Origin of the sequence: Caballeronia sp. LZ008 (assembly GCF_031451435.1) — a bacterium.
Lineage (GTDB): Bacteria > Pseudomonadota > Gammaproteobacteria > Burkholderiales > Burkholderiaceae > Caballeronia > Caballeronia zhejiangensis.
The window spans coordinates 388,599-415,129 of record NZ_JARUXK010000004.1; the positions used below are offsets into that span (position 1 = coordinate 388,599).

27 protein-coding genes are annotated in these 26,531 nt (G+C 63.9%); 18 read left to right on the forward strand and 9 right to left on the reverse strand.

Annotated features, from left to right (window positions below; genetic code table 11):
- The first annotated feature begins 111 nt into the window (after positions 1-111).
- Positions 112-432 carry a YnfA family protein gene (locus QCE49_RS26555; protein WP_008353867.1) on the forward strand — a complete coding sequence of 107 codons (321 nt, stop codon included), beginning with the start codon at positions 112-114 and terminating at the stop codon, positions 430-432.
- A 6-nt stretch (positions 433-438) separates the two neighbouring features.
- Here QCE49_RS26555 and QCE49_RS26560 read toward each other — a convergent pair whose 3' ends face one another.
- Positions 439-1,461 carry a DUF2891 domain-containing protein gene (locus QCE49_RS26560; RefSeq protein ID WP_250459999.1) on the reverse strand — a complete coding sequence of 341 codons (1,023 nt, stop codon included), beginning with the start codon at positions 1,459-1,461 and terminating at the stop codon, positions 439-441.
- Between the two features lie 380 nt (positions 1,462-1,841).
- Here QCE49_RS26560 and QCE49_RS26565 point away from each other — a divergent pair, with 380 nt between their 5' ends.
- Together QCE49_RS26565 and QCE49_RS26570 are read left to right on the forward strand one after the other, a co-directional pair.
- Positions 1,842-3,137, forward strand: a complete 1,296-nt coding sequence (locus QCE49_RS26565; RefSeq protein WP_008353864.1) for an MFS family transporter — start codon at positions 1,842-1,844, stop codon at positions 3,135-3,137.
- A gap of 234 nt (positions 3,138-3,371) precedes the next feature.
- Complete coding sequence (locus QCE49_RS26570; protein ID WP_250459997.1) at positions 3,372-4,043, forward strand: hypothetical protein; 672 nt, start codon at positions 3,372-3,374, stop codon at positions 4,041-4,043.
- A gap of 8 nt (positions 4,044-4,051) precedes the next feature.
- Here the strand turns inward: QCE49_RS26570 and QCE49_RS26575 are convergent, their stop codons facing one another.
- Both QCE49_RS26575 and QCE49_RS26580 read right to left on the reverse strand, forming a co-directional pair.
- Positions 4,052-4,213, reverse strand: a complete 162-nt coding sequence (locus tag QCE49_RS26575) for a hypothetical protein (RefSeq protein WP_250459994.1) — start codon at positions 4,211-4,213, stop codon at positions 4,052-4,054.
- A gap of 62 nt (positions 4,214-4,275) precedes the next feature.
- The gene (locus QCE49_RS26580) at positions 4,276-5,298 is read right to left on the reverse strand and encodes an AraC family transcriptional regulator (protein ID WP_250459992.1); all 1,023 of its coding nucleotides are present in this window, start codon (positions 5,296-5,298) and stop codon (positions 4,276-4,278) included.
- Between the two features lie 186 nt (positions 5,299-5,484).
- Between QCE49_RS26580 and QCE49_RS26585 the strand changes: the two genes are divergently transcribed.
- The 4 genes from QCE49_RS26585 to QCE49_RS26600 all read left to right on the forward strand — a co-directional run bounded on the left by QCE49_RS26585 (position 5,485) and on the right by QCE49_RS26600 (position 10,285).
- A complete protein-coding gene (locus tag QCE49_RS26585) occupies positions 5,485-6,618 on the forward strand; it encodes an acyl-CoA dehydrogenase family protein (RefSeq protein WP_250440451.1) in 1,134 nt (377 codons plus the stop codon).
- A gap of 15 nt (positions 6,619-6,633) precedes the next feature.
- A complete protein-coding gene (locus QCE49_RS26590; protein ID WP_008353857.1) occupies positions 6,634-8,340 on the forward strand; it encodes an AMP-binding protein in 1,707 nt (568 codons plus the stop codon).
- Between the two features lie 8 nt (positions 8,341-8,348).
- The gene (locus QCE49_RS26595; RefSeq protein WP_008353856.1) at positions 8,349-9,461 is read left to right on the forward strand and encodes an enoyl-CoA hydratase/isomerase family protein; all 1,113 of its coding nucleotides are present in this window, start codon (positions 8,349-8,351) and stop codon (positions 9,459-9,461) included.
- Positions 9,462-9,574: 113 nt separating this feature from the next.
- A complete protein-coding gene (locus QCE49_RS26600) occupies positions 9,575-10,285 on the forward strand; it encodes a hypothetical protein (RefSeq protein WP_008353855.1) in 711 nt (236 codons plus the stop codon).
- An 88-nt stretch (positions 10,286-10,373) separates the two neighbouring features.
- On the opposite strand, the gene QCE49_RS26605 is transcribed toward QCE49_RS26600, so the two are convergent.
- Together QCE49_RS26605 and ydiK are read right to left on the reverse strand one after the other, a co-directional pair.
- Positions 10,374-10,916: a DUF6572 domain-containing protein gene (locus tag QCE49_RS26605; RefSeq protein WP_008353854.1), complete on the reverse strand. Its 543-nt coding sequence runs from the start codon at positions 10,914-10,916 to the stop codon at positions 10,374-10,376.
- Positions 10,917-11,107: 191 nt separating this feature from the next.
- Entirely contained in the window at positions 11,108-12,280 is a 1,173-nt protein-coding gene (ydiK, locus tag QCE49_RS26610) for an AI-2E family transporter YdiK (protein WP_075583509.1), read from the reverse strand.
- 342 nt (positions 12,281-12,622) lie between these two features.
- Between ydiK and QCE49_RS26615 the strand changes: the two genes are divergently transcribed.
- Genes QCE49_RS26615 through QCE49_RS26625 form a run of 3 tightly spaced genes read left to right on the forward strand, consistent with a single transcriptional unit; the run spans position 12,623 to position 15,636 of the window.
- Entirely contained in the window at positions 12,623-14,362 is a 1,740-nt protein-coding gene (locus tag QCE49_RS26615) for a PQQ-binding-like beta-propeller repeat protein (RefSeq protein ID WP_250459990.1), read from the forward strand.
- Positions 14,362-14,985 carry a cytochrome c gene (locus QCE49_RS26620; protein WP_008353851.1) on the forward strand — a complete coding sequence of 208 codons (624 nt, stop codon included), beginning with the start codon at positions 14,362-14,364 and terminating at the stop codon, positions 14,983-14,985. The genes QCE49_RS26615 and QCE49_RS26620 overlap by 1 nt, the downstream gene beginning before the upstream one ends.
- A gap of 3 nt (positions 14,986-14,988) precedes the next feature.
- Entirely contained in the window at positions 14,989-15,636 is a 648-nt protein-coding gene (locus QCE49_RS26625; RefSeq protein WP_175983064.1) for an ankyrin repeat domain-containing protein, read from the forward strand.
- A 73-nt stretch (positions 15,637-15,709) separates the two neighbouring features.
- Here QCE49_RS26625 and QCE49_RS26630 read toward each other — a convergent pair whose 3' ends face one another.
- Positions 15,710-16,624, reverse strand: a complete 915-nt coding sequence (locus QCE49_RS26630) for a LysR family transcriptional regulator (RefSeq protein WP_008353847.1) — start codon at positions 16,622-16,624, stop codon at positions 15,710-15,712.
- 106 nt (positions 16,625-16,730) lie between these two features.
- Between QCE49_RS26630 and QCE49_RS26635 the strand changes: the two genes are divergently transcribed.
- Positions 16,731-17,693 carry an alpha/beta fold hydrolase gene (locus QCE49_RS26635; RefSeq protein ID WP_250459988.1) on the forward strand — a complete coding sequence of 321 codons (963 nt, stop codon included), beginning with the start codon at positions 16,731-16,733 and terminating at the stop codon, positions 17,691-17,693.
- Between the two features lie 55 nt (positions 17,694-17,748).
- On the forward strand, positions 17,749-18,699 hold the full coding sequence (locus QCE49_RS26640) for a glutathione S-transferase family protein (protein ID WP_008353845.1): 951 nt from the start codon (positions 17,749-17,751) through the stop codon (positions 18,697-18,699).
- Here the strand turns inward: QCE49_RS26640 and QCE49_RS26645 are convergent.
- Entirely contained in the window at positions 18,687-19,622 is a 936-nt protein-coding gene (locus tag QCE49_RS26645) for a 3-hydroxybutyryl-CoA dehydrogenase (protein ID WP_268811655.1), read from the reverse strand. The genes QCE49_RS26640 and QCE49_RS26645 overlap by 13 nt on opposite strands.
- Positions 19,623-19,627: 5 nt before the next feature.
- Positions 19,628-20,113 (reverse strand): 2,4'-dihydroxyacetophenone dioxygenase family protein, encoded by a 486-nt coding sequence (locus QCE49_RS26650; RefSeq protein WP_008353843.1) that lies wholly within the window; start codon positions 20,111-20,113, stop codon positions 19,628-19,630.
- A 117-nt stretch (positions 20,114-20,230) separates the two neighbouring features.
- Between QCE49_RS26650 and QCE49_RS26655 the strand changes: the two genes are divergently transcribed.
- The 5 genes from QCE49_RS26655 to QCE49_RS26675 all read left to right on the forward strand — a co-directional run bounded on the left by QCE49_RS26655 (position 20,231) and on the right by QCE49_RS26675 (position 24,165).
- Positions 20,231-21,157 (forward strand): ABC transporter ATP-binding protein, encoded by a 927-nt coding sequence (locus QCE49_RS26655; RefSeq protein ID WP_008353841.1) that lies wholly within the window; start codon positions 20,231-20,233, stop codon positions 21,155-21,157.
- On the forward strand, positions 21,154-21,915 hold the full coding sequence (locus tag QCE49_RS26660; RefSeq protein WP_008353839.1) for an ABC transporter permease: 762 nt from the start codon (positions 21,154-21,156) through the stop codon (positions 21,913-21,915). The genes QCE49_RS26655 and QCE49_RS26660 overlap by 4 nt, the downstream gene beginning before the upstream one ends.
- A 42-nt stretch (positions 21,916-21,957) precedes the next feature.
- Positions 21,958-22,437: a peptide-methionine (R)-S-oxide reductase MsrB gene (msrB, locus tag QCE49_RS26665; RefSeq protein WP_008353838.1), complete on the forward strand. Its 480-nt coding sequence runs from the start codon at positions 21,958-21,960 to the stop codon at positions 22,435-22,437.
- A gap of 38 nt (positions 22,438-22,475) precedes the next feature.
- Positions 22,476-23,057: a hydrolase gene (locus QCE49_RS26670; RefSeq protein ID WP_250459986.1), complete on the forward strand. Its 582-nt coding sequence runs from the start codon at positions 22,476-22,478 to the stop codon at positions 23,055-23,057.
- Between the two features lie 61 nt (positions 23,058-23,118).
- On the forward strand, positions 23,119-24,165 hold the full coding sequence (locus QCE49_RS26675) for a patatin-like phospholipase family protein (protein WP_008353836.1): 1,047 nt from the start codon (positions 23,119-23,121) through the stop codon (positions 24,163-24,165).
- A 210-nt stretch (positions 24,166-24,375) separates the two neighbouring features.
- On the opposite strand, the gene QCE49_RS26680 is transcribed toward QCE49_RS26675, so the two are convergent.
- Positions 24,376-25,539, reverse strand: a complete 1,164-nt coding sequence (locus tag QCE49_RS26680; RefSeq protein ID WP_008353835.1) for a metallophosphoesterase — start codon at positions 25,537-25,539, stop codon at positions 24,376-24,378.
- Between the two features lie 259 nt (positions 25,540-25,798).
- On the opposite strand from QCE49_RS26680, the gene QCE49_RS26685 reads away from it, so the two are divergent.
- Positions 25,799-26,395, forward strand: a complete 597-nt coding sequence (locus QCE49_RS26685) for a hypothetical protein (protein WP_008353834.1) — start codon at positions 25,799-25,801, stop codon at positions 26,393-26,395.
- The last annotated feature ends 136 nt before the right edge of the window (positions 26,396-26,531 follow it).

Consider the following 26,531-nt stretch of genomic DNA (forward strand, 5'->3'; position numbering starts at 1 on the left):
ATCGGTTGAATCGGTCTGCAAGGTCGGCGGCCTGAAGTTTCGAGCAAGGGCGTCATTGTCCGCAGCGGACGCGGACCACGCAACGTCTCGCGAACGCCGATAATGCGCCTCATGAAAACGTTCGCGCTCTATGTCGTCACCGCCATCGCCGAGATCGCCGGCTGCTATTTCCCTCATCGATGGCTCAAGGAGGGCGGCTCGCCGTGGCTCGTCGTGCCCGGCGCGCTGTCGCTCGCGCTGTTCGCGTGGCTGCTCACGCTGCACGCCGCGGCGGCGGGGCGCGTCTACGCGGCGTATGGCGGCGTGTATATCGGCGTGGCGATCGCGTGGCTATGGGCCGTCGAGCGCATCCGGCCGACGGCGTGGGATGTCGCGGGCGCGGCCATCGCGCTCATCGGCATGGGCGTGATCGCGTTCCAGCCGCGCGTCTAGAACCGCTCAGGCTTCCAGCGCCAGCAGCGCGAACGTCGCGAGCCAGTGCTCGCCCATGTAATCGCCCGCGACATGCGCAATGCCCGACGCCAGATGTTCGTGCGCCGCCGTCTCGAGCACGGCGATACGCGCATCGCCCGCCGGCAGCGCGCGTGCGATCGTGCGCTGACACCACGCGCGCGAGAGGTTCAGGCCGTCGAGATGCGCGAGCTTGCCGTCGCTGCGATCGGTGACGGTGGCCGGCGCGAAGAGCGTCGCGGGTTCTCGCTCGGCGATGCGCGGCAGAAACCGGTCGAACCAGCGGACGAAGCGCTCGCCCGGCAGCACATGACGCATCAGCACGGCTTCCATCAGCGACGGCGACAGGAACTCGTCGCCCGCCGGTTCCCACGCCTGACAGCCTTCGTCCTTCTCGAACCAGCGCAGGGCGGTTTCCTTCAGCAGATGCTCAAAATCGGCGTTCTGCGCGACGCGCGCGTAACCGATCGAAAGCGTCAAGGCGAACGCCATGTTGAAGTGCGTGCCGACGCGAAGCGGATACGTCGATTTCGGCAGGAATTCGTCGAAGCGTGCGACGAATGCGTCCGCGAGCGGCTGGAGCGTGCGGGCCCAGCGCGCGCCGTCATCGGAACGCATCGAGCGCAGCTGGCCTGCGAGCGCGAGCAGCCACGCCCAGCCATAAGGCCGCTCGAAGCCGCGCGCGGCGGGACGCTGCAGATAAGCGACTTCAGCGGCGACGTTAGCCTCGGTGACATGCTCGTCGATCACGGCGCGAATGCGCGGCGCGTCCGGCAGATCCGGAAAGCGGTCGATCAGCCGAGCGATCAGCCAGTAACCGTGCACGCACGAATGCCAGTCGAAGCTGCCGTAGAAAATCGGATGCAGCGCGCGCGGGCTTTGCACGTCGGCAACGCTTGCCATGACGTGATCGAGCTTGTTGGGATATTCGCGCGTCAGGTGGCCGAGCGCGACTTGCGCGAATGTCGACGCGAGCGCGGCGTCGAGAATGATCGGTTGATGCTGACTCATGCAGTCCTCGTCGATGTGAATCGTGATCCCGAGACTTTATCGATAAATAATCGTCAAAATCTTTAATCAGGGTAATTACCTAGTACGAACGATCGAGGCAAAGACAATTTATGTCGAAAGCGTTGAACGATGCCGTCGCAAGGGCGGCAAATGCTTTTGCGGCAAGCCTGAGCGGGTGGGGCGGTCATCGGTGAACGCGATGCGGGCGCGTCCTTGCGCGAATTTTCCTACTCCGTCCGGCCGTGTTTCGCGCGCCACGATCGCGCGCCGGTTGCGAAACCGCGTATAAACTTGCGCCCGAACGCCGCCAAGAGCGCCCGGATCGGGGATGAAACCCCGACATACGCCATCCAGACAGTGACCAAGAGATCAGAAACAACATGACCGACCTTCCCGCTTACACCGCAGAGGACACCCGGCGCCGCGTTTTCGCCATCGTCGGCGCCTCGTCGGGCAACCTCGTCGAATGGTTCGACTTCTATATCTATTCGTTCCTCGCGCTGTACTTTTCGGCGGCGTTCTTTCCCGGCGGCAATCCGACGGTTCAGTTGCTGAACACGGCGGGCGTGTTCGCGGCGGGCTTCCTGATGCGCCCGATCGGCGGGTGGCTCTTCGGCCGCATCGCCGACAAGCACGGCCGCCGCAACGCGATGATGATCTCCGTCCTGATGATGTGCGGCGGCTCGCTCGTCATCACCTTCCTGCCGACGTACGCGTCGATCGGCGCGTGGGCGCCGTTCCTGCTGCTGATCGCGCGCCTGTTCCAGGGCTTGTCGGTGGGCGGCGAATACGGCACCAGCGCGACGTACATGAGTGAAGTCGCGCTGCGCGGCCGGCGCGGCTTCTTCGCGTCGTTCCAGTACGTGACGCTGATCGGCGGCCAGCTCGCCGCGCTGCTCGTGCTCGTGATCCTGCAACTGTTCCTGTCGACGGAAGAGCTGAAGGCGTGGGGCTGGCGCATTCCGTTTTTCATCGGCGCGTGCGCGGCGCTGATCTCGCTGTACCTGCGCCGTTCGCTCGACGAAACGTCGACCGCCGAGACGCGCGATCGCAAGGAAGCGGGCACGCTCGCCGGCCTGATGCAGCACAAGGCCGCGTTCATGACAGTCGTCGGCTTCACGGCGGGCGGCTCCCTCATCTTCTACACGTTCACGACCTACATGCAGAAGTATCTGGTCAACACGGCGGGCATGCACGCGAAGACCGCCAGCAACGTGATGACCGCCGCGCTCTTCGTCTACATGCTGCTGCAGCCGCTGTTCGGCGCGCTGTCGGACCGCATTGGCCGCCGCGCCTCGATGCTTTGCTTCGGCGCGCTCGCGACCATTTGCACGGTGCCGCTGCTGCACGCGCTCTCCACGGTGACGAGCCCGGTCATGGCGTTCGTGCTGGTCGTGATCGCGCTCGCGATCGTGAGCTTCTACACGTCGATCAGCGGTCTCATCAAGGCGGAAATGTTCCCGCCGGAAGTGCGCGCGCTGGGCGTCGGCCTGTCGTACGCGGTCGCCAACGCGGTGTTCGGCGGCTCGGCGGAGTATGTGGCGCTGTGGCTGAAATCGGCGGGCAGCGAATCGACGTTCTTCTGGTATGTCACGGCGATGTGCGCCATTTCGCTCATCGTCTCCTGGCGCATGCTCGATCCGAGCAAGGAAGGGTATCTGCGCAACGAACCGTAAGCCGGCCGGCGGCGTGCGCGTCGTGTCGCACGCCCGCATCGGCGCGGACGCCGTTGTCCGCCCGGCTTGCCGATGAAGGTAGTATGGTGTTTTATGCGGTATGTAGACGACGCACCGGCCACGGTGCACGATGTTGATCGGAAAGCGCGGGAACCGGATACGCATGCGCGCAGCGCCGCCGCGCGCAAATCCGATGTGCACGTTCGGGCGCGTCGGACTGCCTGGAGCCTGTTCATGGAAGATTTCGACGAAACGCTGTTCATAGTCTGGCGAGCCAACCTCAATGTCCTGGTCGGCTCGCCGGGCGGCGCTGGCCGCCTCGCACGCATGATGAACTTCTCGCCGACGTTCATGAAGCTGATCGTCGGCGGTCAGCGCGATTTCAACGAGGAATTCGTACGCGGCATCGAGCTCGTGACCGGCCTGCCGCCGCACTGGATGGACGAGCGCCGCACGCTGGAAGAGATTCCGCCCGACGTCCTGCGCGCGATCGACGAGGAAACGCCGATGGCCGTGTTCCGCGGCACGGCCCATCCCGCGCCGAAGCGTTCCGTGTTGCGCGGCCCGGAACCGCTGCTTTCCCAGACCGAAGCGACGCGCCGTGTCGCCGATCAGGCCCAGCAACAGGCCGAAGCCAACCGCCGCGATCTGGTTTTTCGGAAGAATCGCGAGCTGCTGTCGCAGGACTTACGCCGCCTGGAGCGCCAGCTCGGCTTGCTGCAGGTCGAATCGATGCAGCCGAAGGTCGATGAACTCATCGCGTCCGATCGCATGAGCGAGTCGGCGAAGGCCGATCTGACCGGGCGTCTCGAACAGATCGACAAGCACGTCAAGCTGTTACATCAGCACGTCGAGAAGCTCGTGGTGCTGCTCTCGAGTCCGGATGAGCCCGACTCGGGCGAATAACCGAACGACTACTTGTTTTTCCGGTCTTCAGGCGATTCCGGCTCCGGATGCACCGCGATCGGATCGCTTGCGGGGAAGGTCTCTTCCAGCGCCTCGTCGAGCAAATCCTCTTCGGTTTGCTTCTTCGGTTGTTCCTGCTTCGAACGTTCATCCCGGCTGGCTTTGGTCATGGTGCGCTCCGTGGTGCGAAATCATGGACGATTCAATATAGCAGCCTCGATGTTCGCGCGCTTCAGCTCTCCCGCCGGTAATCCGCGGGGCGCACGCCCGTCCACTTCCTGAATGCGCGCCGGAACGCGCTCGGTTCCGCGAAGCCGAGCGCATCGGCGATTTGCGGAATCGTCTCCTGCGTATGCGCAAGACGCGCGATGGCCAGATCGCGCCGCAATGCGTCCTTGATCGTCTGATAGGTCAGCCCTTCCTGCTTCAGACGCCGCCGCAGCGTGGCTTCGGCCATATGCAGCGCGGCCGCGATGCTTTCGGCTTCCGGCCAGTCCGTCGGCGCGGTTTGCCGAAGACGCGTCCGGATGCGCGCCGCGAGCGAATCCGGATTGCGATACTTCACGATGAAATTCGCCGGCGCATCGCGCAGGAAGCGCTTGAGCGTGGCGGACGTCTGCACGATCGGCAGCGCCGCGCATTCGGCCGACAGGTCGACGAACGAGCGCGTCGCGTCGAAACGCAGGTCGTTGCAGAACATGAGGCGATATTCGTCGCTGTCGGCGGGCTCAGGGCAGCGCATGTGCGCCGCGAGCACCGGAATGCGCCGCCCGACCAGCCAGCACAAGAGCCCATACACGAGGATGAAGCCCGTCGCGTAGGCGAACATCGACTTCGGTCCGGCTTTGTCGGCGAGCCAGATTCGCACGCGCTTGTCGTCGATGTCCGGCTCGAAGCTCAGATCGTCGAGCACGAGCCGCATGAAAGTCGCGATGCGCCCGAGCGCCTGCGCGCCGTCGCGCGAGGAAAGCGCCGCGTGGCATAGCAGCACGAAGCTGCCGCGCCGCATCGGATGGGCGTCCTGGCCGAAGAACTCGTCGTCGAGCGCGTCGGCGGTGGCGTTCCACAGCTTGCCGTACTGGACCGGCGACACCCGCGCGCGCGGCGAATCGAGCGTCGCCGGCGCGATGCCCGCCGCGGCCAGCAAATGCCCGCGCGCGACGCCGCGCGATTCGGCGCATCGCAATGCGGCTTCGACGAGGCTCACGGAAATCGAGTCGCGCTCGATCTTTTTCTTGGGACTTGGGGTTGTCACTAGGTGGCCAAAGCGCTCAGTTAGCGTGATCGTTTTGGGCATCGGCTAACGTTAGGCGATTGCCTAGACTCGTGCTCAGACGGCCCAGCCGCCCATCATCGACCGGGCGAGCGGCGGCCAGAAAGTTTAAACGATCGATGCGGCGAGCCTCGCCGCGCAAGCCCCCATCACCGAATTCAGAACATGATCGACGCATTTCTCACCGAAGAGCAGCGCATGATCCGCGACGCGGCTCGCCAGTTCGCAACCGAAGTGCTCGCGCCGAACGCGGGCCAGTGGGACAAGGACGGCGCGATCCCCGACGCAGTCGTGCGGCAACTGGGCGAACTCGGCCTGCTCGGGATGATCGTGCCCGCCGAACTCGGCGGCACCTTCAGCGACTACACCGCCTACGCACTCGCGATGGAAGAGATCGCCGCCGGCTGCGCGTCCTGCGCGACGATGATGAGCGTGCACAACTCGGTCGGCTGCGGGCCGATCCTCGCGTACGGCACCGACGCGCAGAAGGCCGAATGGCTGCCGAAGCTCGCGAGCGGCGAGGTTATCGGCGCGTTCTGCCTGACGGAGCCGCAGGCGGGCTCCGAAGCGAACAACCTGCGCGTGCGCGCCGTCGAGAAAGACGGCAAGTGGGTCATTTCCGGCAGCAAGCAGTTCGTGACCAACGGCAAGCGCGCGGGCGTGGCGATCGTTTTCGCCGTGACCGATCCCGATCAGGGCAAGCGCGGCCTCTCCGCGTTCATCGTGCCGACGGACACGCCCGGCTTCAACGTCGGCGCGCCGGAGCACAAGCTCGGCATCCGCGCGTCGGATACGTGTCCGATCAACTTCGACGATTGCGCGATTCCCGCCGCGAATCTGCTCGGCAAGCGCGGCGAGGGCTTGAAGATCGCGCTGTCGAATCTGGAAGGCGGGCGCATCGGCATTGCGGCGCAGGCGCTCGGCATCGCGCGCGCGGCATTCGATGCGGCGCGCGCCTATGCGAAGGAGCGCGTGCAGTTCGGCAAGCCGATTCAGGAACATCAGTCGGTGGCCAACATGCTCGCCGACATGCAAACGCAGATCAACGCCGCGCGCCTCTTGATTCATCACGCGGCGCGCATGCGTACCGAAGGCGTGCCGTGTCTGTCGGAGGCGTCGCAGGCGAAGCTGTATGCGTCGGAAATGGCGGAGCGCGTGTGTTCGGACGCGATCCAGATTCACGGCGGATACGGCTATCTGCAGGATTATCCGGTGGAGCGTCATTATCGCGATGCACGCATCACGCAGATTTACGAAGGCACCAGCGAAGTGCAGCGGATGGTGATCGCGCGCAACGTATAAATCTTTGGAGACGCAATGAACGAAGCCCAGGCATTCATCGAAGCACGAGACTTCCTGTTTGCTCATCGCACGGACTACGACACCGCGTATCGCGACTTCAGATGGCCGTCGCTCGATCGCTTCAACTGGGCGCTCGATTATTTCGATCCGATGGCGCGCGGCAACGACGCGCCCGCGTTGCAGATCGTCGGCGAAAGCGGCGACGAGACACGGCTTTCGTTTGCGCAGATGAGCGAGCGTTCCGCGCGCGTCGCGAATCATTTGCGGGGGCTGAACGTGAAACGCGGCGAGCGCATTCTGCTGATGCTGCCGAATCGCGTCGAGCTATGGGACACGATGCTCGCCGCGATGAAGCTGGGCGCGATCGTCCTGCCCGCGACGACGCAGCTTGCGAGCGCGGATTTGCGCGACCGCATCGCGCTAGGCGGCGTGCAGCACGTCATCGTCGATGCAGCCGAAACGAGGAAATTCGATGGCATCGACGTACCGGGCTTGCGCATCGCGGTGGGCGGCGCGCAGGACGGCTGGCTCGCGTATGAAGCCGCGTACGACGCATCGGCGGAATTCGCCAAGGACGGCGAAACGTCCGCGAACGATCCGTATCTGCTGTACTTCACGTCCGGCACGACGTCGAAGCCGAAGCTCGTCGCGCATACGCATCAGAGTTATCCGGTCGGGCATCTCTCGACGATGTACTGGATCGGCCTGCAACCCGGCGACGTCCACTGGAACATCAGCTCGCCCGGCTGGGCGAAACACGCGTGGAGCTGCTTCTTCGCGCCGTGGAACGCGCAGGCGTGCGTGTTCATCTACAACTTCAGCCGTTTCGATGCCGCCCGCGCGCTCGATGTGCTCGTGAAGCACGAAGTCACGACGCTGTGCGCGCCGCCGACCGTATGGCGCATGCTCGTGCAGGAGCCGCTCGCGTCGTACGAGGTGAAGCTGCGCGAGATCGTCGGGGCGGGCGAGCCGCTGAATCCGGAGATCATCGAGCGCGTGCAGCATGCGTGGGGATTGCCGATCCGCGACGGCTACGGCCAGACCGAAACCACCGCGCAGATTGCCAACACGCCGGGCCAGCGGCTCGTGCCGGGCTCGATGGGCCGTCCGCTGCCGGGTTATCGCGTGGCCTTGCTCGATCCGGATGGCAATCCTGCCGAAGAAGGCGAAATCGCGCTCGCGCTCGATCCGCCGCCGCTCGGCCTGATGACCGGTTACGCCGATAACCCCAAGGCCACCGAAAACGCGATGCGAGGCGGCTTCTATCGCACATCCGATGTCGCCGCGCGTGGCGCGGACGGCTACTTCGTCTACGTCGGCCGCGCGGATGACGTGTTCAAGTCGTCGGATTACCGCTTGAGCCCGTTCGAGCTGGAAAGCGTGCTGATCGAGCACGAAGCGATCGCCGAGGCGGCTGTCGTGCCGAGTCCCGATCCGCTGCGTCTTTCGGTGCCGAAGGCGTTCGTCACGCTGCGTCACGGCTATTCGATCGGACCCGAACTCGCGAAAAGCGTGTTCGCGTTCTCGCGCGAACGGCTCGCGCCGTACAAGCGCATCCGCCGGCTCGAATTCGCGGAATTGCCGAAGACCATCTCCGGCAAGATTCGCCGCGTCGATTTGCGCCGGCAGGAAATCGCGCGCACGCAGGACGGCGCGCGCGGCGAGTTCGAGTTCTGGGAGGAAGATTTCCCGGAGCTGCGCCAGACCAGCAAGGCCGACTAAAGGAATTCATGAGCACGCTTGAACTTTCACGCGACGCGCCCGAAGTCGCCTTCGAGGTCGTGAACCGCGTGGCGATCGTCACGCTCGACCGTCCGCATGCCTTGAACGCGCTCTCGCACGGCATGATCGCGCATCTCGCCGAACGTTTCGCGCAATGCGCCGCGGACGATTCGATCGCCGCGGTCGTCTTGCGCGGCGCGGGAGAGAAGGCGTTTTGCGCGGGCGGCGACGTGCGCAAGCTCTATCACGCGGCGCGCAACGATCCGCATCACGAGACGCCGTGGCTCAAGTTTTTCATCGATGAATATCGGCTCGATTTCACGGTGCATCGCTTTGCGAAGCCGGTTATCGCGCTGATGGACGGCATCGTGATGGGCGGCGGCATGGGCCTCGCGCAAGGCGCGGCGTTGCGCATCGCGACCGAGCGCACGCGCATGGCGATGCCGGAGACGCGCATCGGCCTGTTGCCCGATGTCGGCGCGACGCATTTCCTGCGCGTGCTGCCGCGCGATCTCGCGCTTTACGTCGGGTTGACGGGCGCGCGTCTGTCGGGCGCGGATGCGCGGCGTGTCGGTCTCGCGGACGAATGCGTGCCGTCGACGTGGCTGCGCAGTTTCGTCGAGCGTCTCGAAGCTATCCGCTGGGACGATGCGCAGGACACGATGACGCAACTGGCGCGCGTGTTCGTGCCGAGCGCGAATATCGAACGGCACGCGCCGCTCGACGATATGCGCGCGCAAATCAAACGCCATTTCGCCGTGTGCGCGACGGGCGGCGTGGAACGCATCGTCGCATCGCTCGCAACGGATGAATCCGACTGGGCGCGCGCGACGCTCGCGCTGCTCGAAAGCCATTCGCCGACGATGCTCGAAGTCACGTATCACGCGCTTTTGCGTGGCCGTCAGATGTCGCTCGCGGACTGCTTTCGCATGGAACTCGGCGTCGTGTACCGCGCGATCGATGACGGCGATTTCGTCGAAGGCGTGCGGGCGCTCATCATCGACAAGGACGAGCGGCCGCGTTTCGCGCCGACGACGCTCGCGCAAGTGCGCGCCGAGCGCGTGCAGCACTTCCTGTCATCGCCGTGGCGCAGGGAAATGCATCCGCTCGCCGATCTGTAGGCGGGACCTCTCGACGGAATTCGCAAGCAAATGTTTCTGCAGCGAACCGTCCAGATGACCGATGGTCGAATCGGGCTTATCGAACATCGGACAATTCTGAGGAGGAACCGAACATGGCGAATCGTACGTATCGAACGGCGCTTCTTTCGGCTGGGATCGCATTTGCGGTAATCGCGCCGGGGGCATCGTACGCACAACTCAATCTTCAACAGTTCGGCTTCGGCAGCGGCAAGTCCGACGTGACGTCGGGCGCGAACGGCGCGACGCAGCCTTCGGCGCTGAATTCGCTTCTGCAAAGCTATGTCGGCGCGAACCAGCAAGTGCTGACCGGGCAGTCGACCCTCGCCTCGGCGATGGGCATGTCGAGCGTCGCGAGCCAGGCGCAATCGGCGGCGGGGTTGCTGTCTGGCGCATCGGGCGGGAACGCCGTTCCGAGCACGAGCGTATTGTCGCAACTCGGCGGCACGCAGCAGAGCGTGTCCCAATCGCTGATGCAGGCATTCACGAACGGCTCCGCGACGCCGCCGACAGCCGCCAGCAAGAAGACCTTCAGCGACGGCCTCGCGTCGCTCGGGCAGGGCGTGAAGCAGTACGCCGGCCTGCAATCGAATCTCGGCTCGGTGACGAATTCGATGAACATGTCGTCGCTGCTGGAGGCGGGTTCGAATCCGTCGACCGTGCAGGCGGCGAGCTATGTGGCGCAATCGGCGCCGGGGCAGTTGCAGTCGCTCATGCAGACGCTCTCGCAAGCGGTGCAGTACGCGAAGACCAATGGCATTTCGGTGCCGTCGATCGCGACAGCGGCGCTGAGCGGCGCGCAGTAACGCGATGTGAAGCGGCGATCACGCGCGCAAAGGAAAAGCGGCGGGGCTCATGCGAGCCACGCCGCTTTTTTCGATCGCGGGAGTTGGTTCAGTAGCTTGCCGCCTGACGCATCGCGAGACGCCTGAGCAGGGGCAGCGCCTGCGGCAGGCCCGATTTGGGCATCGAGGGCGGAAGATACGAAACGTCGGCGACGTCGGCGAGTTGCTGCATGCGCGGGTCGGGATCGAGCACTTCCAGCGCGGGCGGCTCGACCGGTTCGGCTGCGACGCGCTCCGGTTTATCGACGGAAATGCCGAGCGAATGACGCACGTCGACGCCACGGATATGCACCTTGTAACCCGCGTCGGTCACGACGCGTTCGCGCGATTTCCAGAATTCGAGTCCCGACGGCGTCATGGGATGCATCGACACGTATTCGACCACGATCTCATAGCCGCGAACTTTCGGATAATTCAACAGCAATTTGCCTGAACGAATATAACGGATGTAGCGGTCGATCTTCTTTGTGAGCAAATCCTGATGCTTCTCTTCATCGCGCCAGTCCAGATCGTCGAAGAGCCCGACATATACGCGCTTGAAGAGAATATTCACTCCGATGTAATCGATGTCGTCCACGTCACGCAAAGACATGGTCAATCCCCTGCGCCCTCAATCGGGCAAATAACGAAGGATTGCATTGTAACGGATATGCATCGCCCAAAAACCGTGAAACACCGTGTTAACCGGCACAAAATCTCATTTTCGTAAGAGTCCGAATTCTCGATTTAAGCGCATTCCGATTGTCGATAAAAAATGCGACAAATCGAGAATATCTTTATCAATTAACCCTGTCTTCCCGATGTATCCGCGAGACCCCGCGCCGACGGGGTGTTCGCGATTTCCTCGTTACTCATCGCTTCGACTTGCGGCAGCGGCGGTTGCTCGTTGATCCACGCGTTCAGAATCGTCGACGTCACGGCGAGAATCACCGGACCGATGAACAATCCGACTATTCCGAATGCGAACATGCCGCCGAGCACGCCGGAGAGAATCAGCAGCATCGAGAGATTCACGCCGCGCTTGATGAGAATGGGGCGCAGGAAGTTATCGAGCATCGCGATCATGATCGACCACACGAGCAGCATCGAAGCGACGACGGTCGATCCGTTCCAGAAGAGCCATGCAACGCCGCCGAGCAGCGGCAGGAGCGGGCCGATCTGCGCGAGGCACAGCATCAGCATGACCGCGGTGATGATGCCCGCGGCGGGCACGCCCGCAACCGCAAGCCCGATGCCGCCGAGCGCCGATTGCGTGACCGCCGTCACGACGATGCCGAGCGCGACCGCGCGGATCGCGAGGCCGGCGAGCTTGACGGCTTCGGCGCCGCGCTGCGCGGCGATGCGCGTCGCGAAGCGCGTGACGAAGCGGCCGGCCGCCTCGCCGTTGGTGTACAGAATGCCGGAGATGATGACGGTGATCACCATGTGCATGACGAACACGCCGACCACGGCCGCATGCGAAAGCATCCAGCGCGCGACGATCGTCACGTAGGGTTCGAGCTTCGCGAGCAGGCCGCCGGGGCCGGCGTCGGAGAGCATCTGCCATTCCTTCGATACGCGCGCGCCGACGAGCGGCACGTCATGGATCCAGCCCGGCGGCGGCGGCAGCGCGTAGCTCGGCAGACTCTTGACGGCGGCCATGATCTCGCCGCCGTGCTCCGCGAGCGTCGAGATCGCCGAATAGAGCGGCAGCACGATGACGACCAGCAGCATCAGCAGCATGACGGTGGTCGCGATCCAGCGGCGATTGCCGCAGCGGCGCTGCACGGCGAGCATGAGCGGCCAGGTCGCGACGACGATCGTCGTCGCCCAGATGAGTCCCGGCAGGAACGGGCGCAGCACGTAGAGACTGCCGACCGTGAGCGCGGTCAGGATCGTGATGACGAGCAGAATGCGCGCGATGTCCACCGGCTGGCGGGGATTCGGATTCGGCTGTCCGTTGGATAGGATGGGCATGATGCGTCCGGATAAAGGTGATGATCGAAGCGGCGCCCGCGCAGAGGCCACGCGCGTGACGAGGATGAACGAGCGATAAGCGAAAGCCGGCGATCCGGCAAGCCGCTCCCGGCATCGACGGGCGCAATCATAACGGCACGCCAATCCATACTACTAAAAATCGGCGCCCGTCTTCCCCTGAAATACCCTTCGTGCAGCGCGTGCCGAAACGAACGCGCGCCTTTAACGAAATCTGGAAATGCATTTTTAAATTGCCTATTCTTTTTTGCGGGCGCAGAAGAGGGCACGCAATGTTCCGCCGCGCATAACGAGGCCCACACAAGAACGATTTGGGAGACTCACATGGCCGGTTTTTCCCGTACCTCGCTCGTTGCGCTCATTGTTGCCGTCGGTGCTTTCGGGATCGTGACATCGCCCGGAATCGAAGCCGCCGACGAAATCCAGAACGCCAACACGACGCAAGCCTCGCCACTCCCGAGCTCGCTGCGATCCATCTCGCAGCAGCAGCTCGACGGCGCCGCGGGCGACAGCGCGTCGTGGCTGCATTCGAACGGATCGTATGCCGAAACGCGCTACGCGCCCGCGACGCAGATCAACACGTCGAACGTCGCCAAGCTCAAACCGGCGTTCATCTTCCAGACCGCCGTGATGGAGTCGATGGAAACCGCGCCGATCGTCTCGAACGGTGTGATGTTCCTGACCACGTCCTACAACCACGTCTACGCGATCGACGCGGTCACGGGCAAGGAGTTCTGGCATTACAAGCACAAGATGGGTCCGGTCACGACGTTCTGCTGCGGTCCGAACAATCGCGGCGTGGCGATCTCGGGCGACCGGCTCTTCATGGGCACGCTCGATTCGAAGCTCGTCGCGCTCGATGCGAAGACCGGCAACGTGCTCTGGTCGACGCAGATCGCCGATCCCGAAGAAGGCTATTCGGAGACGATGGCGCCCGTCGTCGTCGAAGACAAGGTGCTGATCGGCACGAACGGCGGCGAGTACGGCATACGCGGCTTCGTGAAGGCGTTCGACGCGAACTCCGGCCAGTTGCTGTGGACGTTCTACACGATTCCCGATACCGGCAGCGAAGGCGTCTGGGCCGGGAACGACGCCGTCGGCCGCAACATGAAGCGCGACATCGCGGCGGAAAAGAAGACGCTCGCGGAGAAGGGCGGCGACTTCAACAAGACGCTCGGCGGCGGCGTGTGGATGGCGCCCGCGATCGATCGCAAGACGCGCACGGTGTACTTCGTGGTCGGCAATCCGTCGCCGGACCTCTACGGCGCGATTCGTCCCGGCGACAATCTCTATACCGATTCGCTCGTCGCCGTCGATCTCGACAGCGGCAAGTACAAGTGGCACTTCCAGTACATCGCGCACGACGTATGGGATCTCGACGCGGCGAGCCCGCCGATTCTCATCGACGTGAAGGACAAGAACGGGCAGATGATTCCGGGCATCATCCACGGCGGCAAGACGGGCTTCGTCTATGTGCACGATCGCCGCGACGGCAAGCTGATTCGCGTCTCCGAAGCGATGATTCCGCAGGAAGGCGTGTGGACACTGCCGACGCCCACCGGCGCGCGGATGCTGCCGGGCGCGAACGGCGGCGTCGAATGGTCGCCGATGGCCTTCAGCCCGAAGACGCGCATGGCGTATGCGGCGAACCTGCATCAGCCGATGACGTATCAGGTCGAGGAAGTCGCGTACCCCGGCGGCAAGCTGTGGCTCGGCGGCGCGTTCAAGGTGATTCCTTCCGAGCAGCAATGGGGCAGGCTCGTTGCGGTGAACGTCGATACCGGCAAGATCGCGTGGGGCTTCAAGACGGATCAGCCGTTGATCGGCGGCGTACTCGCGACGGCGGGCGGGCTCGTCTTCAACGGCGAAGGCAACGGCCTGTTCCGCGCCTTCGACGCCGCCACCGGCCGCAAGCTCTGGGAGTTCCAGTGCGGCGCGGGGGTCAACGCGCCGGCGGTGTCGTACATGGTGAACGGCAAGCAGTACATCGCGGTCGCGGCGGGCGGCAACACGCAGCTCGACTTCAAGCGCGGCAACAGCCTGCTCGTGTTCGCGCTGCCTTGATGATGACGCCTTCGAAGCGATCGAAACGCGTGCGTGTCTGGCTCGTCTACGCGCTGTGGCTCGTCGCGTGTCTGCTGTTGTCGCTGCCGTCGCTCTCGCGCGCCGCGGACGCGCAGACGGCTGCCGCGACGAAGGCCGCCATCTGCACATCGTGCCACGGCATCAACGGCAATTCGACGACGGGCGATTATCCGTCGCTCGCGGGGCAAACGTCGCGCTACATTTATCTGCAATTGCGCGACTTCAAGGCGGGCCGCCGCAGCGATCCGCGGATGTCGCCGATGGCCGCGAATCTCACGCCCGACGACATGCACCTGCTCGCCGATTACTTCGCCGCGCAAAAGCCCATCGCCGCCGATTTCAAGGCGGACCCGGTGAAAGTGGAAGCGGGCAGGAAGAAGTCCGAAGAGATTCTGTGCACGATGTGCCATCTCGGCGGCTTCTCCGGGCAGAACGAGATCCCGCGCGTGGCGGGACAGCAGTATCCGTACATCGTGAAGCAGTTGCAGGACTTCCGCGACCGGAAGCGCACCAACGACGCGGGCAACATGACGAGCGTGTCGAAGAATCTGACCGACGCGGACATCGAGAATCTGGCGAACTACATCGCGAATCTGCAATGACGCATGACAAAACGCCTACGCTTGCTGACCATTTTCCTGTCGATGACATGCGCGATCGCTTACGCGCAACAGGACGCCTACACGCTCAACGAACGCCTGCTTTCCGCGACGCGCGAAGGCGATCAGGCGTCCGTCGCGCGCTTGCTCGATGAAGGCGCGGCGATCGATTCGCGCAATCGCATCGGCGACACGCCGCTCATCAGCGCATGCAAGAAGGGCCTCGCGCCGATGGCGCGCATGCTGATCGAGCGCGGCGCGAACGTCAGCCAGGCCAACGTGCAGGGCATCACGCCGCTGATGGCCGCGGCCTTCGACGGCAACGACGAAATCGCCGCGCTGTTGATCGCGCGTCACGCGGATGTCGCCGCGACGGATCGCGTCGGCAAGACGGCGATCGAATACGCGGCGGGGCAGGGGCGCACGGCGATCGTGCAGCGTCTGCTCGATGCCGGTGTCGATGTGAACGCGGCGTATCGCAATCATCTGACCGCGCTGATGTGGGCGGCAGGCTACGATCGCGACGAAACCGCGTCGATGTTGCTCGCGCGCGGCGCGAAACGCGATCTGCGCGACGATCGCGGCCTGACAGCGAAGGACATCGCCGAGCAGACGCATTCGATGCGCGTCGTCGAGTTGCTGTCGAAGGGTTAATCGGCCGGGGAGCGTTGCGCGCCGACGCGCTGCAAATCGCTGGCCTCGGCCGTTTCGCGAACACGCGGCCGCGTCACGCGAACGCGTCGATGCCATCGACGAGACGTTGCGCGAGACGCGGTTGCCGCAACTGCTCGATCCACCATTGCAGCGCGCGGCCTTCGTGATCGCCGCGCCAGCCCACATACAACACGTTCGGCTCGCGCGGATCGGCGGTTTCCTTTTCGACGAGTTCGCCGCGCGCAAACAACGCCTGCACGCGATACCGCGGCACCCAGCCCGTGCCCAGGCCTTGCCGCTGGGCGAGAATTTTTGCGCGCATCGTCGGCACGGCGAGCGCGGCCTGACCGCCGAGCACGCCGTAAGCGCGTCCCGCCGAACGCGACGAATCCGCGACGACAACCGCACGATGCGCCGCGATCTGCTCGCGCTTGAGCGGCCCGCTGACGCTCGCGAGCGGATGACGCGGCGACACGGCGAACACCCACTGCATCACGCCGAGCTCGAACCAGCGCAGACCGGGAATCGCGGGCGGCTCGTTGGTCGCGCCGACGATCAGATCGGCGCGGCCGTCGCGCAACGCTTCCCAGGTGCCGGAGAGCACTTCGTGCGTGATGCGCAGCGCCACGCCGGAACCGAGCGCATCGAACGCCTGCACGACCGGCAGCAGCGTCTCGAATTCGAGGATTTCATCGCAGACGAGCCACAGCCGGTCTTCCCAGCCGCTCGCGACCTGCTTCACGCGCTGCGTGAGCCGCGACACGTCGAGCATCAGGCGCGAGGCTTCATCGGCGAGAAGATGTCCGGCGGGCGTCAGTTGCAGCCGATAACGCCGCCGGTCGAAGAGCAGCGCGTCGAAACGCGTTTCCAGTTGCCGCGCCGCGTGCGACACGGTGGACGGCGCCTTGCCGAGCCGCGCCGCCGCGCGCGACAGGCTGCCGGTTTCACGAATCGCATCGAGCAGCGAGAGTTCTTCCTCTGACAACATGTTCGACTCCATCGAACGAGTTCATCGTCCGGATCGTACGGCAAAAGCGCGGCGGGGGTCCAACCTGAGCGTCATCGGATAACCGAACCTTCGATGGAGCTGAACGATGAAAACCCTCCTGCACACGATCCGCCGCGCCGTTGGCATGCTTGTCGCCGCGGCTGCGCTGCAACCGTCCGCGTATGCCACGAACGCGCCGCGCCCGCCGCAACCGGTCGCCGCCGCGAGCGCGATCCACTCCCGCACGATCGATGCGAACGGCGTCGAACTGCACTATTTGCAAGTTGGACACGGCGACGCGACGCCCGTCGTCCTCCTGCATGGCTACACGGAAACGAGCCGCATGTGGCAACCGCTGATGACGCGTCTTGGCGGTGAGCGCGTCGTAATCGCGCCGGATCTGCCGGGCGCGGGCGGCTCCGCGATGCCCGCTGCCGGCTACGACAAGAAGACGCTCGCGCAAGACATTCACGCGATGGTGCAAGCGCTGGGCTATCGCAAGGTGAAGCTGGTCGGGCATGACATCGGGCTGATGGTCGCGTATGCGTACGCCGCGCAATATCCCGACGAAGTCGAAAGCATCGTGCTGATGGACGCGTTTCTGCCGGGCGTCGGCGACTGGCAGAAAGTCTGGCTGTTGCGCGATAAATGGCACTTCAATTTCTACGGCGACACGCCCGAAAAGCTGGTTCGCGGACGCGAGCGCGTTTTCTTCGAGCACTTCTGGAACGACTTCGCCGCCGATCCCGCGCATTCGGTGAGCGAGGCCGATCGCCGCTATTATTCGGCGCAATACGCGCGCAACGGCCGCATGCGCGCGGGTTTCGAATACTTTCATGCGTTCCCGCAAGACGCGGACGATTTTGCCGCGTTCGCGAAGACGCCGCTTCCGATGCCGATGCTCGTCCTCACCGGCGAGCGCGCGTCGGGCACGTTTCTGATCGATCAGGCGAAGCTCGTCGCGACGAACGTGCAAGGCGTGGTCGTGCCGGGCGCGGGCCACTGGCTGATGGAAGAAGCGCCGGACGCGACGATGGCGCAACTCGTGCGCTTCATCGAACAAGACTGATTGATGTGAATGCCGTGGCGCGCCGATTGCGCCACCCCACGCAAGGAGAATCGAAATGGGACTGCTCGTCGACGGAAAATGGCAGGACAAGTGGTACGACACGTCATCCACGGGCGGACGCTTCGTGCGCAAGGACGCGGCGTTTCGCAACTGGGTCACGGCGGACGGCGATACCGGCTTCAAGGCCGAGGCAGGGCGTTATCACCTGTATGTGAGTCTCGCGTGCCCTTGGGCGCATCGCACGCTCATCATGCGCGCGCTCAAGGGGCTGGAAGCGATGATCGACGTATCGGTCGTCAACTGGCTGATGCTCCAAAACGGCTGGACCTTCGACGACGCGCCGGGCGTCGTGCCCGATTCGATCAACGGCGCGCGCTATCTGCATCAGGTGTACACCGCCGCCGATCCGCATTACACCGGTCGCGTCACGGTGCCGATTCTGTGGGACAAACAGCGCGGGACGATCGTCAATAACGAGTCGTCGGAAATCATTCGGATGCTGAATTCGGCGTTCGACGGCATCGGCGCGAAGCCGGGCGATTACTATCCGCGCGAGTTGCGCGAAGAGATCGACACGCTCAACGCGCGCATTTACGACACGGTCAACAATGGCGTCTACAAGGCGGGTTTCGCGACGACGCAAGCCGCCTACGAGGAAGCGGTGATGCCGCTCTTCGAGACGCTCGATTTTCTCGAAGAACGCCTCGGCACGCACCGCCATATCGCAGGAGACCGGTTCACCGAAGCCGACATTCGCCTCTTCACGACGCTCGTGCGTTTCGACGCCGTGTACTTCGGCCACTTCAAGTGCAATCTGCGGCGCATCGCGGATTATCCGAATCTGTCAAAGTTCGTGCGCGACGTTTACGCGATGCCGGGCATCGCCGCGACCGTGAACTTCGAGCACATCAAGCGGCATTACTACGAGAGCCATCGGACGATCAATCCGACGGGCATCGTGCCCGCCGGACCGGTGCTCGATTTCGTCGCTTCTCAATCGTACTGATACACGCCGCGCTTCGTCTTGCGACCGAGGCGTCCCGCCGACACGAGCTCGCGCAACAGCGGGCAGGCGCGGTACTTCGAATCGCCGAAATCCTTGAGGAACACGTCCATCACCGAGAGGCACACGTCGAGGCCGATCAGGTCCGCGAGCGCGAGCGGTCCGATCGGATGATTCGCGCCGAGCTTCATGCCGGCGTCGATTTCCTCCGCGCTCGCGACGCCTTCGTACAGCACGAAGAACGCTTCGTTGATCATCGGCACGAGAATGCGGTTGACGACGAAGCCCGGCGAATTGCGCACGCCGATCGGCGATTTGTCGAGCTTCTCGGTGAGTTCGCGCACGGCGGACGCGGTTTCATCGCTCGTCTGCACGCCGCGAATCACTTCGACGAGTTGCAGGAGCGGCACCGGATTGAAAAAGTGCATGCCGATGAAGCGCTCGGGCGTGGCGAGCGTCGCGGCGAGCGCGGTGATCGAAATCGACGACGTGTTCGACGCGATGATCGCATCGGCGCGCGCGGCGTCTTCGATCTGCTTCAGAATGCGGTTCTTGAGCTCGGCGTTCTCGGTCGCGGCTTCGATGACGATGTCCGCTGCGGCGAGACGTCCGTAATCGGTCGACGTTTCGATGCGCGTCAACGCCGCGTCGCGCGCCGATGCCTCCAGCTTGTCCTTCGACACGAGCCGCTCGAGGCTGCCCGTCAGCGTTTTGATGCCTTTTGCGAGCGCGGCGTCGGTGACGTCGATCATCACGACCTTGAAGCCCGCGACGGCGGCGACCTGCGCGATGCCGTTGCCCATGGTTCCTGCGCCGACGATGCCGACGGTCTGAATCTTCATGCTTTTGCTCCTCCTTGATCTGCGCCGGCGCGTGCGGCCGGCAAACCGGAAATGGTCGAAAGCGCGCGAGGCGCGTCCAGGCATCGATTCTAACCAGCGGAAAAGGCGGTCAGATCTTTTGGCGCGATGCCGTTTGCGTCGCAAAACGCAAGGTATCGGTCGAGTCCGCTTTTCCAGTTTTCGGCGGCGAGGACGTGGCCCTTGTCGTTCACGAACAGCAGTTCGCCCTGAATGATATTGAGCGTGACGATGTCCGCGCCCCCCGAATCCGGTGGCAGCGCCTCGGGCGTGTGGCTCGAACCCGCCGTCTCGTACACGATGCTGCCCGGCTCCGCGATCCACTCGTGCTCGCGATATTTCCAGCGCCCCTGCACCGTATAGACGATCACGGTTCCCGTATGACGATGACGGGGCATCTCGCCTTTCGCCGGCGCCTTCATCATCGCGATGACTTCGCCGCGAACCGGGTCGAGCTTGAAATACTTGACGAGCACGCGCTCGCTGTACGGCGTGAACGGCACCCACGGCAGGTCGGCGTCGTTGAGGCACGAGGTCTGGATCTGTTCGAACAGCATGATGTGGCTCCTTTCGGGAACGGCCATTTTATGCACTGCCGCGCGCGTCGAACATTGGCCGAATGGCCGACCCCTTCATTCAAGCCGGAAGGCGCGGTATCTGCTATCGTCCACGCCATGTCGACCATCATCACCGTTTCCAATCTGTCCAAGACCTACGGGTCGGGCTTTCGCGCGCTCAGGGACATCAACCTCGAAATCCGTCGCGGCGAGATTTTTGCGCTGCTCGGCCCGAACGGGGCGGGCAAAACGACGCTCATCAGCACCGTCTGCGGCATCGTCAATCCGAGCGAGGGCAAAGTGACCGTCGCCGGTCACGATATCGTCACCGACTATCGCGCCGCGCGCGCGATGATCGGTCTCGTGCCGCAAGAGCTCACCACCGACGCCTTCGAAACCGTCTGGGCGACTGTGTCGTTCAGCCGCGGGCTTTTCGGGCGGCCGAAGAATCCGGCTTACGTCGAGAAGGTGCTGAAATCGCTGTCGCTCTGGGCGAAAAAGGACAACAAGATCATGACGCTTTCGGGCGGCATGAAGCGGCGCGTGCTGATAGCGAAGGCGCTCGCGCACGAACCGGAGATTCTGTTTCTCGACGAGCCGACCGCGGGCGTCGACGTCGAATTGCGCCGCGACATGTGGAACCTTGTGCGCGAGCTGCAGGGCAACGGCGTGACCATCATCCTGACGACGCACTACATCGAGGAAGCGGAGGAGATGGCGGATCGCATCGGCGTCATCAATCGCGGCGAAATCGTGCTCGTCGAGGAAAAGCGCGAGCTGATGCGCAAGCTCGGGCAGAAGAAGCTCACGCTGCAACTCGAACATCCGCTCGCCGAAATTCCGACGCAGCTTCAGCCCTACGGCCTCGCGCGTTCGGCGGACGGCGGCGAACTCACGTACACATATGACGCGCAGGACGAGCCGGGCCGCATTATTGCGCTGCTTCGTCACGTCGACGAAGCCGGCGTGCGTTTCAAGGATCTGCAAACGACGCAAAGCTCGCTTGAAGATATTTTCGTGAGCCTCGTCAGGGAAGCCAAATGAATCTATACGCCGTTCGCGCGATCTACCGTTTCGAGATGGCGCGCGCCGGGCGCACGCTGATGCAAAGCATCGTGTCGCCGGTCATTTCCACATCGCTTTATTTCGTCGTCTTCGGCGCGGCCATCGGCTCGCGCATTCCGGAAGTCGACGGCATCAGCTACGGCGCGTTCATCGTGCCCGGCCTCGTGATGCTGTCGCTGCTGACGCAAAGCATCGCCAATGCGTCGTTCGGCATCTATTTCCCGAAGTTCACGGGCACCATCTACGAATTGCTGTCCGCGCCGGTGTCGTACTTCGAGCTCGTCGTGAGCTATGTCGGCGCGGCGGCGACGAAGTCCGTCATTCTCGGGCTCATCATTCTTCTGACCGCGCGGTTATTCGTGCCGCTCAGAATCGATCATCCGGTGTGGATGATCGTCTTTCTGCTACTCACGTCGGTAACGTTCAGCCTGCTCGGGTTCATCATCGGCATCTGGGCCGACGGCTTCGAGAAGCTCCAGATCATTCCGCTGCTGATCGTCACGCCGCTCACGTTCCTCGGCGGCAGCTTCTATTCGATCAATATCCTGCCGCCGTTCTGGAAGGCGGTCGCGTTGTTCAATCCGGTCGTCTATCTGATCAGCGGCTTTCGGTGGAGCTTTTACGGACTCGCCGATGTCCACGTCGGCGTGAGTTTCGGCATGACGCTGGTGTTTCTTGCGGTGTTTATCGCGATCGTCGCGTGGATCTTCAAGACGGGATACCGGTTCAAGACGTAGCGCGGCGCCGGCTGTCAACCAAGGCATGAGGGCGTTCATCGTATGAAGATCATGAGGCGCACGAAGCGCAATTTTCTCGGTGCGATGGCGGCCGCCTTCACGGGCGGGTTTCCCTCGGCGCCCGCCAGATCGTACGAAATCGATCACACCAGCGCGGACTGGCGGCGCCGTCTGTCGTCGGAACAATTCCGCGTGCTGAGGCGCGGCGGCACCGAGCCGCCGTTCTCGAGCCCGCTGCTCAAGGAACGCCGCGACGGCACATACGCGTGCGCGGGATGCGGATCCGCGCTGTTTTCGTCGGCGACGAAATTCGATAGCGGCACCGGCTGGCCGAGCTTCTGGAAACCGGTCGATGGCGCAGTCGCGACGCACGCGGACGCGACCGGCCACATGCGCAACGAGGTCCATTGCCGGCGCTGTGGCGGGCATCTCGGCCACGTTTTCGACGACGGTCCGAAACCTACCGGCCTGCGCTATTGCATGAACGGCGCGGCGCTTGAATTCCTGCACGACGAAGCCTGACATCGCGCAGTCATCCATCCATTTCTAGCCGACTCGCCATGAACGCACCTGAACTCAAGCTCGATGCCGCGAAGACCGCGCTCGTGCTGATCGATTTGCAGGCGGGCATCGCCGCCTTGCCCGTGCAACCTCACTCCGCCGCGAGCGTGCTCGCCAATGCGCGCGCGCTCGCCGACCGCTTTCGCGCGCTCGGCGCGCCGGTCGTGTTCGTCAAGGTCGCGTTTCCGAACGCCCCCGGCGGCTTGCGGCCGATCACCGACGCAGGTCAGGCGCAGGAAGCGCCCGAGCCGGCGGGCTGGAGCGACCTGTGCGCGGAACTGGACGTGCAAGCAACCGATATCGTCGTCACGAAGCGGCAGTGGGGCGCGTTCTACAATACCGACCTCGACTCGCATCTGCGCCGGCGCGGCATCGGCACGATCGTGCTGGGCGGCATCGCGACGGCGATCGGCGTCGATTCGACGGCGCGCGGCGCGCACGAGCGCGGTTATCAGCAAGTGTTTGTCGAGGACGCGATGAGCGATCTCAACGCCGACACGCACGAATCGACCTGCCGCTACATCTTTCCGCGCATCGGGCGCATTCGTTCGACGCAGCAAGTGTTCGCCGCGCTGGCATAGCGGCGCGCGTCGCCTATCCTGTAGCGTACGTCCGATATCGACGGACGCGAGAGGTGCGGCGATGGCGGCCATTCCCAAAGTAGCGATCGCGTGTCAGGGCGGCGGCAGCCATGCGGCATTCGCCGCGGGCGTGCTCGACCGGCTGCTGAGCGGCGAGTTCGTCAACCGCTTCGAACTGGTGGCGCTGTCCGGCACGTCGGGCGGCGCGATGTGCAGCGCGCTCGCGTGGTGCGGACTGCTGCTCGGCGGCCCGCCCGACGCCAGGCGGCGTCTCGCCGCGTTCTGGAAGGATCTGGAAGCGCGCGACGGGCCGGATATCGTCGTCAACGCGGTCGGTACGTGGTACGCACGCTTGCCCGTCAATGCGGAGATCAGTCCGTATCTGTATCCGCCGATAGCCGAAGAACGCCTGCGCGAACTGCTCGCCAAGCATCTGCCTTTCGCGTCGCTTCCCGCCGATCCGCAACTGCGCGCGAAGCCGACGCTTCTCGTCGGCGCAACGGACGTGCGTTCGGGCGACCGCGTGATCTTTCCCGGCGACAGGCTCGATCAGGACCAACTGGTCGCCTCGGCTGCGGTGCCGCCGCTGTATCGCGCGGTCGCGGCCGATGGGCGCATGTGCTGGGACGGCCTCTTCAGCAGCAATCCGCCGGTGCGCGAATTCACCGACTTCGCGCTCGATTCGCGGCCCGACGAAATCTGGGTCGTGCAGATCAATCCGCAGTATCGGCGCGAGTTGCCTGAATCGATGAACGAGATCATCGACCGTCGCAACGAGTTGTCCGGCAATCTCGCGCTCGGGCAGGAGCTTTACTTCACGACGCGCGTGAACGAACTGCTTGCAGCCGATGCGTCGCTCGAAAAGCGCTACAAGCCGATCAAGGTTCGCGTCGTGGAGATGCATCTCGACGCGAAGGATTATCCCGGGCCGCTCGACTATGCATCCAAGCTCGATCGCAATCCGGCGCTGATCCATGCGTTGATGCGCAAAGGACGCGAGCGCGCGGAATGGTTCTTCGACGCCCGCTCCGACTGGCCGCGCGAGGGCACCGCCCCGCACAGAAGCGTCTATGCGACGACGCCCGCGGCGATGTCGGCGAAAGCGTGAGTGGAGATTCGGACTCCGTGACAATCGAACTGCGTTTCATTGTTTAGGAGATTTCTTATGTCCTCGGTTTTTCTGTTCGCCTATTTTTCACTTACTCGCTGGCGGGGCCCCGCCCGTCAATCGAGTTGCCCGTTCATCACCGTGATCGGGAGTAGCGCTTGTCCCCGAGCGCTGGACGCGCGCCGCACCCTACGGCGCGCGTCCCTTTTTTTATGCGGCCGTAGCCGCAACCAGTCGAACCAGCGTGATCTCTGAAGGCGCGCCCAGCCGCTTGGGCGGTCCCCAATAGCCGGTTCCACGGCTCGTATAGACCCACAGTCCGTTGAACTTAACGAGTCCGGCGACGAACGGCTGTTGCAGCCGCACGAAGAAATTCCACGGCAGGAATTGACCGCCATGCGTGTGCCCCGAGAGCTGTAGCGTGAAGCCCGCTTCGGCGGCGGCCGTGGCGCTGCGCGGCTGGTGCGCGAGCAGCACGCGCACGATGGCGTCGTCGGGTGCGCCGCTGATCGCCTTCGCGGGATCGCTGCGATGCGCCGGATCGAAACTGCCCGCGCTGAAATCCGTGACGCCCGCGACCACGGCTTGAGCGCCGTCATGATTCAGCACGACATGCTGATTGAGCAGCACGGTCAGGCCGAGACGCCGAAATTCGGCGATCCACTTGTCCGCGCCTGAGTAATATTCGTGATTCCCGGTGACGAGAAACGCGCCATGCCGCGCGCTGAGGCCCGCGAGCGGGCGTGTGTGATCGGCGAGATTCGGCACGCTGCCGTCGACGACATCGCCTGTCACGGCGATGAGATCAGGTTCGAGCCCGTTCACGGCGGCGACGATGCGTTCCACATAGTGCCGCTTGATCGTCGGGCCGACGTGGATGTCGCTGATCTGCGCAATCGTGAAACCCTGGAGCGCGGCCGGGAGATTGTCGATGGGCACATCCACGCTCACGACCGGCGCGCGCCGCCGCGCGTTGTAGAAACCGATCGCGGAGAAGAGCACGGCGAGGAGCGGCACGGCGAGCGCGCTATAGCCGACGAGCATCGGCGAACCGACGGGCGCGCCGCGCAGCCAGTCGGCGAGATGCACGAAGAGGAGCATCACGTCGCGCGCGAAGGTCAGCAAGAGCAGCGACGAGAAAAAACCGAGCGCCGTCAGCCCGAACCAGGCGAGGCGATCCGCAAGCGACTGCGGTTCGATCTGCCGGGCCGCCATGCCGAGCGGAATCGTGATGACCGATGCCGCAAGCAACAGCGCCGCCAGCACCTTGAGCGGCAGGCCGACGGGCGCATCCGGGATGAGCCGGACGCCCACATAGATATGAAACAGAACGCCGATGCCGATGAAGCGGAGAAAGAATGCCGAGCGTCGCATAGCGCTCCTGGAGAGATCGGGGAAGCGGCAAGGAGACGGGCGGCGCGCGCCCGTGGCGGATATGGGGCCGATTCTACCGGTTAGACGCCGGGCGCGCCTTTGTCGACGCGCGTCGCGGAGAAGATGGCGAATCGTAATATATCGTTCGAATGGCTCGGCGCACGCGGCGCGGACGTTATAAATACGCCGCCTCGACTGTCGTTGCGACAGTCGCACGGCGGAATTTCCGCATCGCGTTTTTATTCGAGGAGTCCATTCAATGAATCTGAAACTGTGTGCCGCTGCAATCCTTTCCCTGTCCGCAATCGTCGCTTCGACGGGCACGGCGCTCGCGCAAGACAGAACGCTGGCGGCGACCGCGGAACAAGTCGTGAGCCAGGAGCAGCCGGTTCATATCCGGGCGCAGATCGTCGGCATCGATCGCGCGAATCGCGCGCTGATGGTGCGCGGCGCGAACGGTGATTCGACCGTCCAGGTGGGCAAGGAAGTCAAAGGCTTCGAGCAATTGAAAGTCGGCGACCAGATCGACGTCACCTACAAGGCCGCGTTGCTCGTCAGCGCCGAGAAAGTGACGGGCGCGGCCAAGGGCGACCGTACGCGCATCGATACGACGACCTATCAGCCGACCGTGGGTGCCGACGGCGTGACGGGTTTCGATGCGACGCGCCGCATCGAGACGATCGCGACGGTCGAAAGCGTCGACGTGAAGAAGCGCAAGATCACGCTGCGCGGCGCATGGCGCACCGAGACGCTCGACCTCACGCCGGGCATGGCTGCCGAGAAGCTGAAGAAGGGCGACACGATCCATGCGGTGTACGTGTCGGCGACGGCGGTGCAAGTGACGTCGGCACAATGATCGGCAGGACGTTCTGAACGGCAAAAAGCCTCGGCACGAAATGAACTGCACCCCAAAAGTTGGACACCCGTTCAACGATTTGGGGTGTTTTTTCATGAGCAAGTACAGCGCACGACTCAAGAGCAGAGTCGTTCAA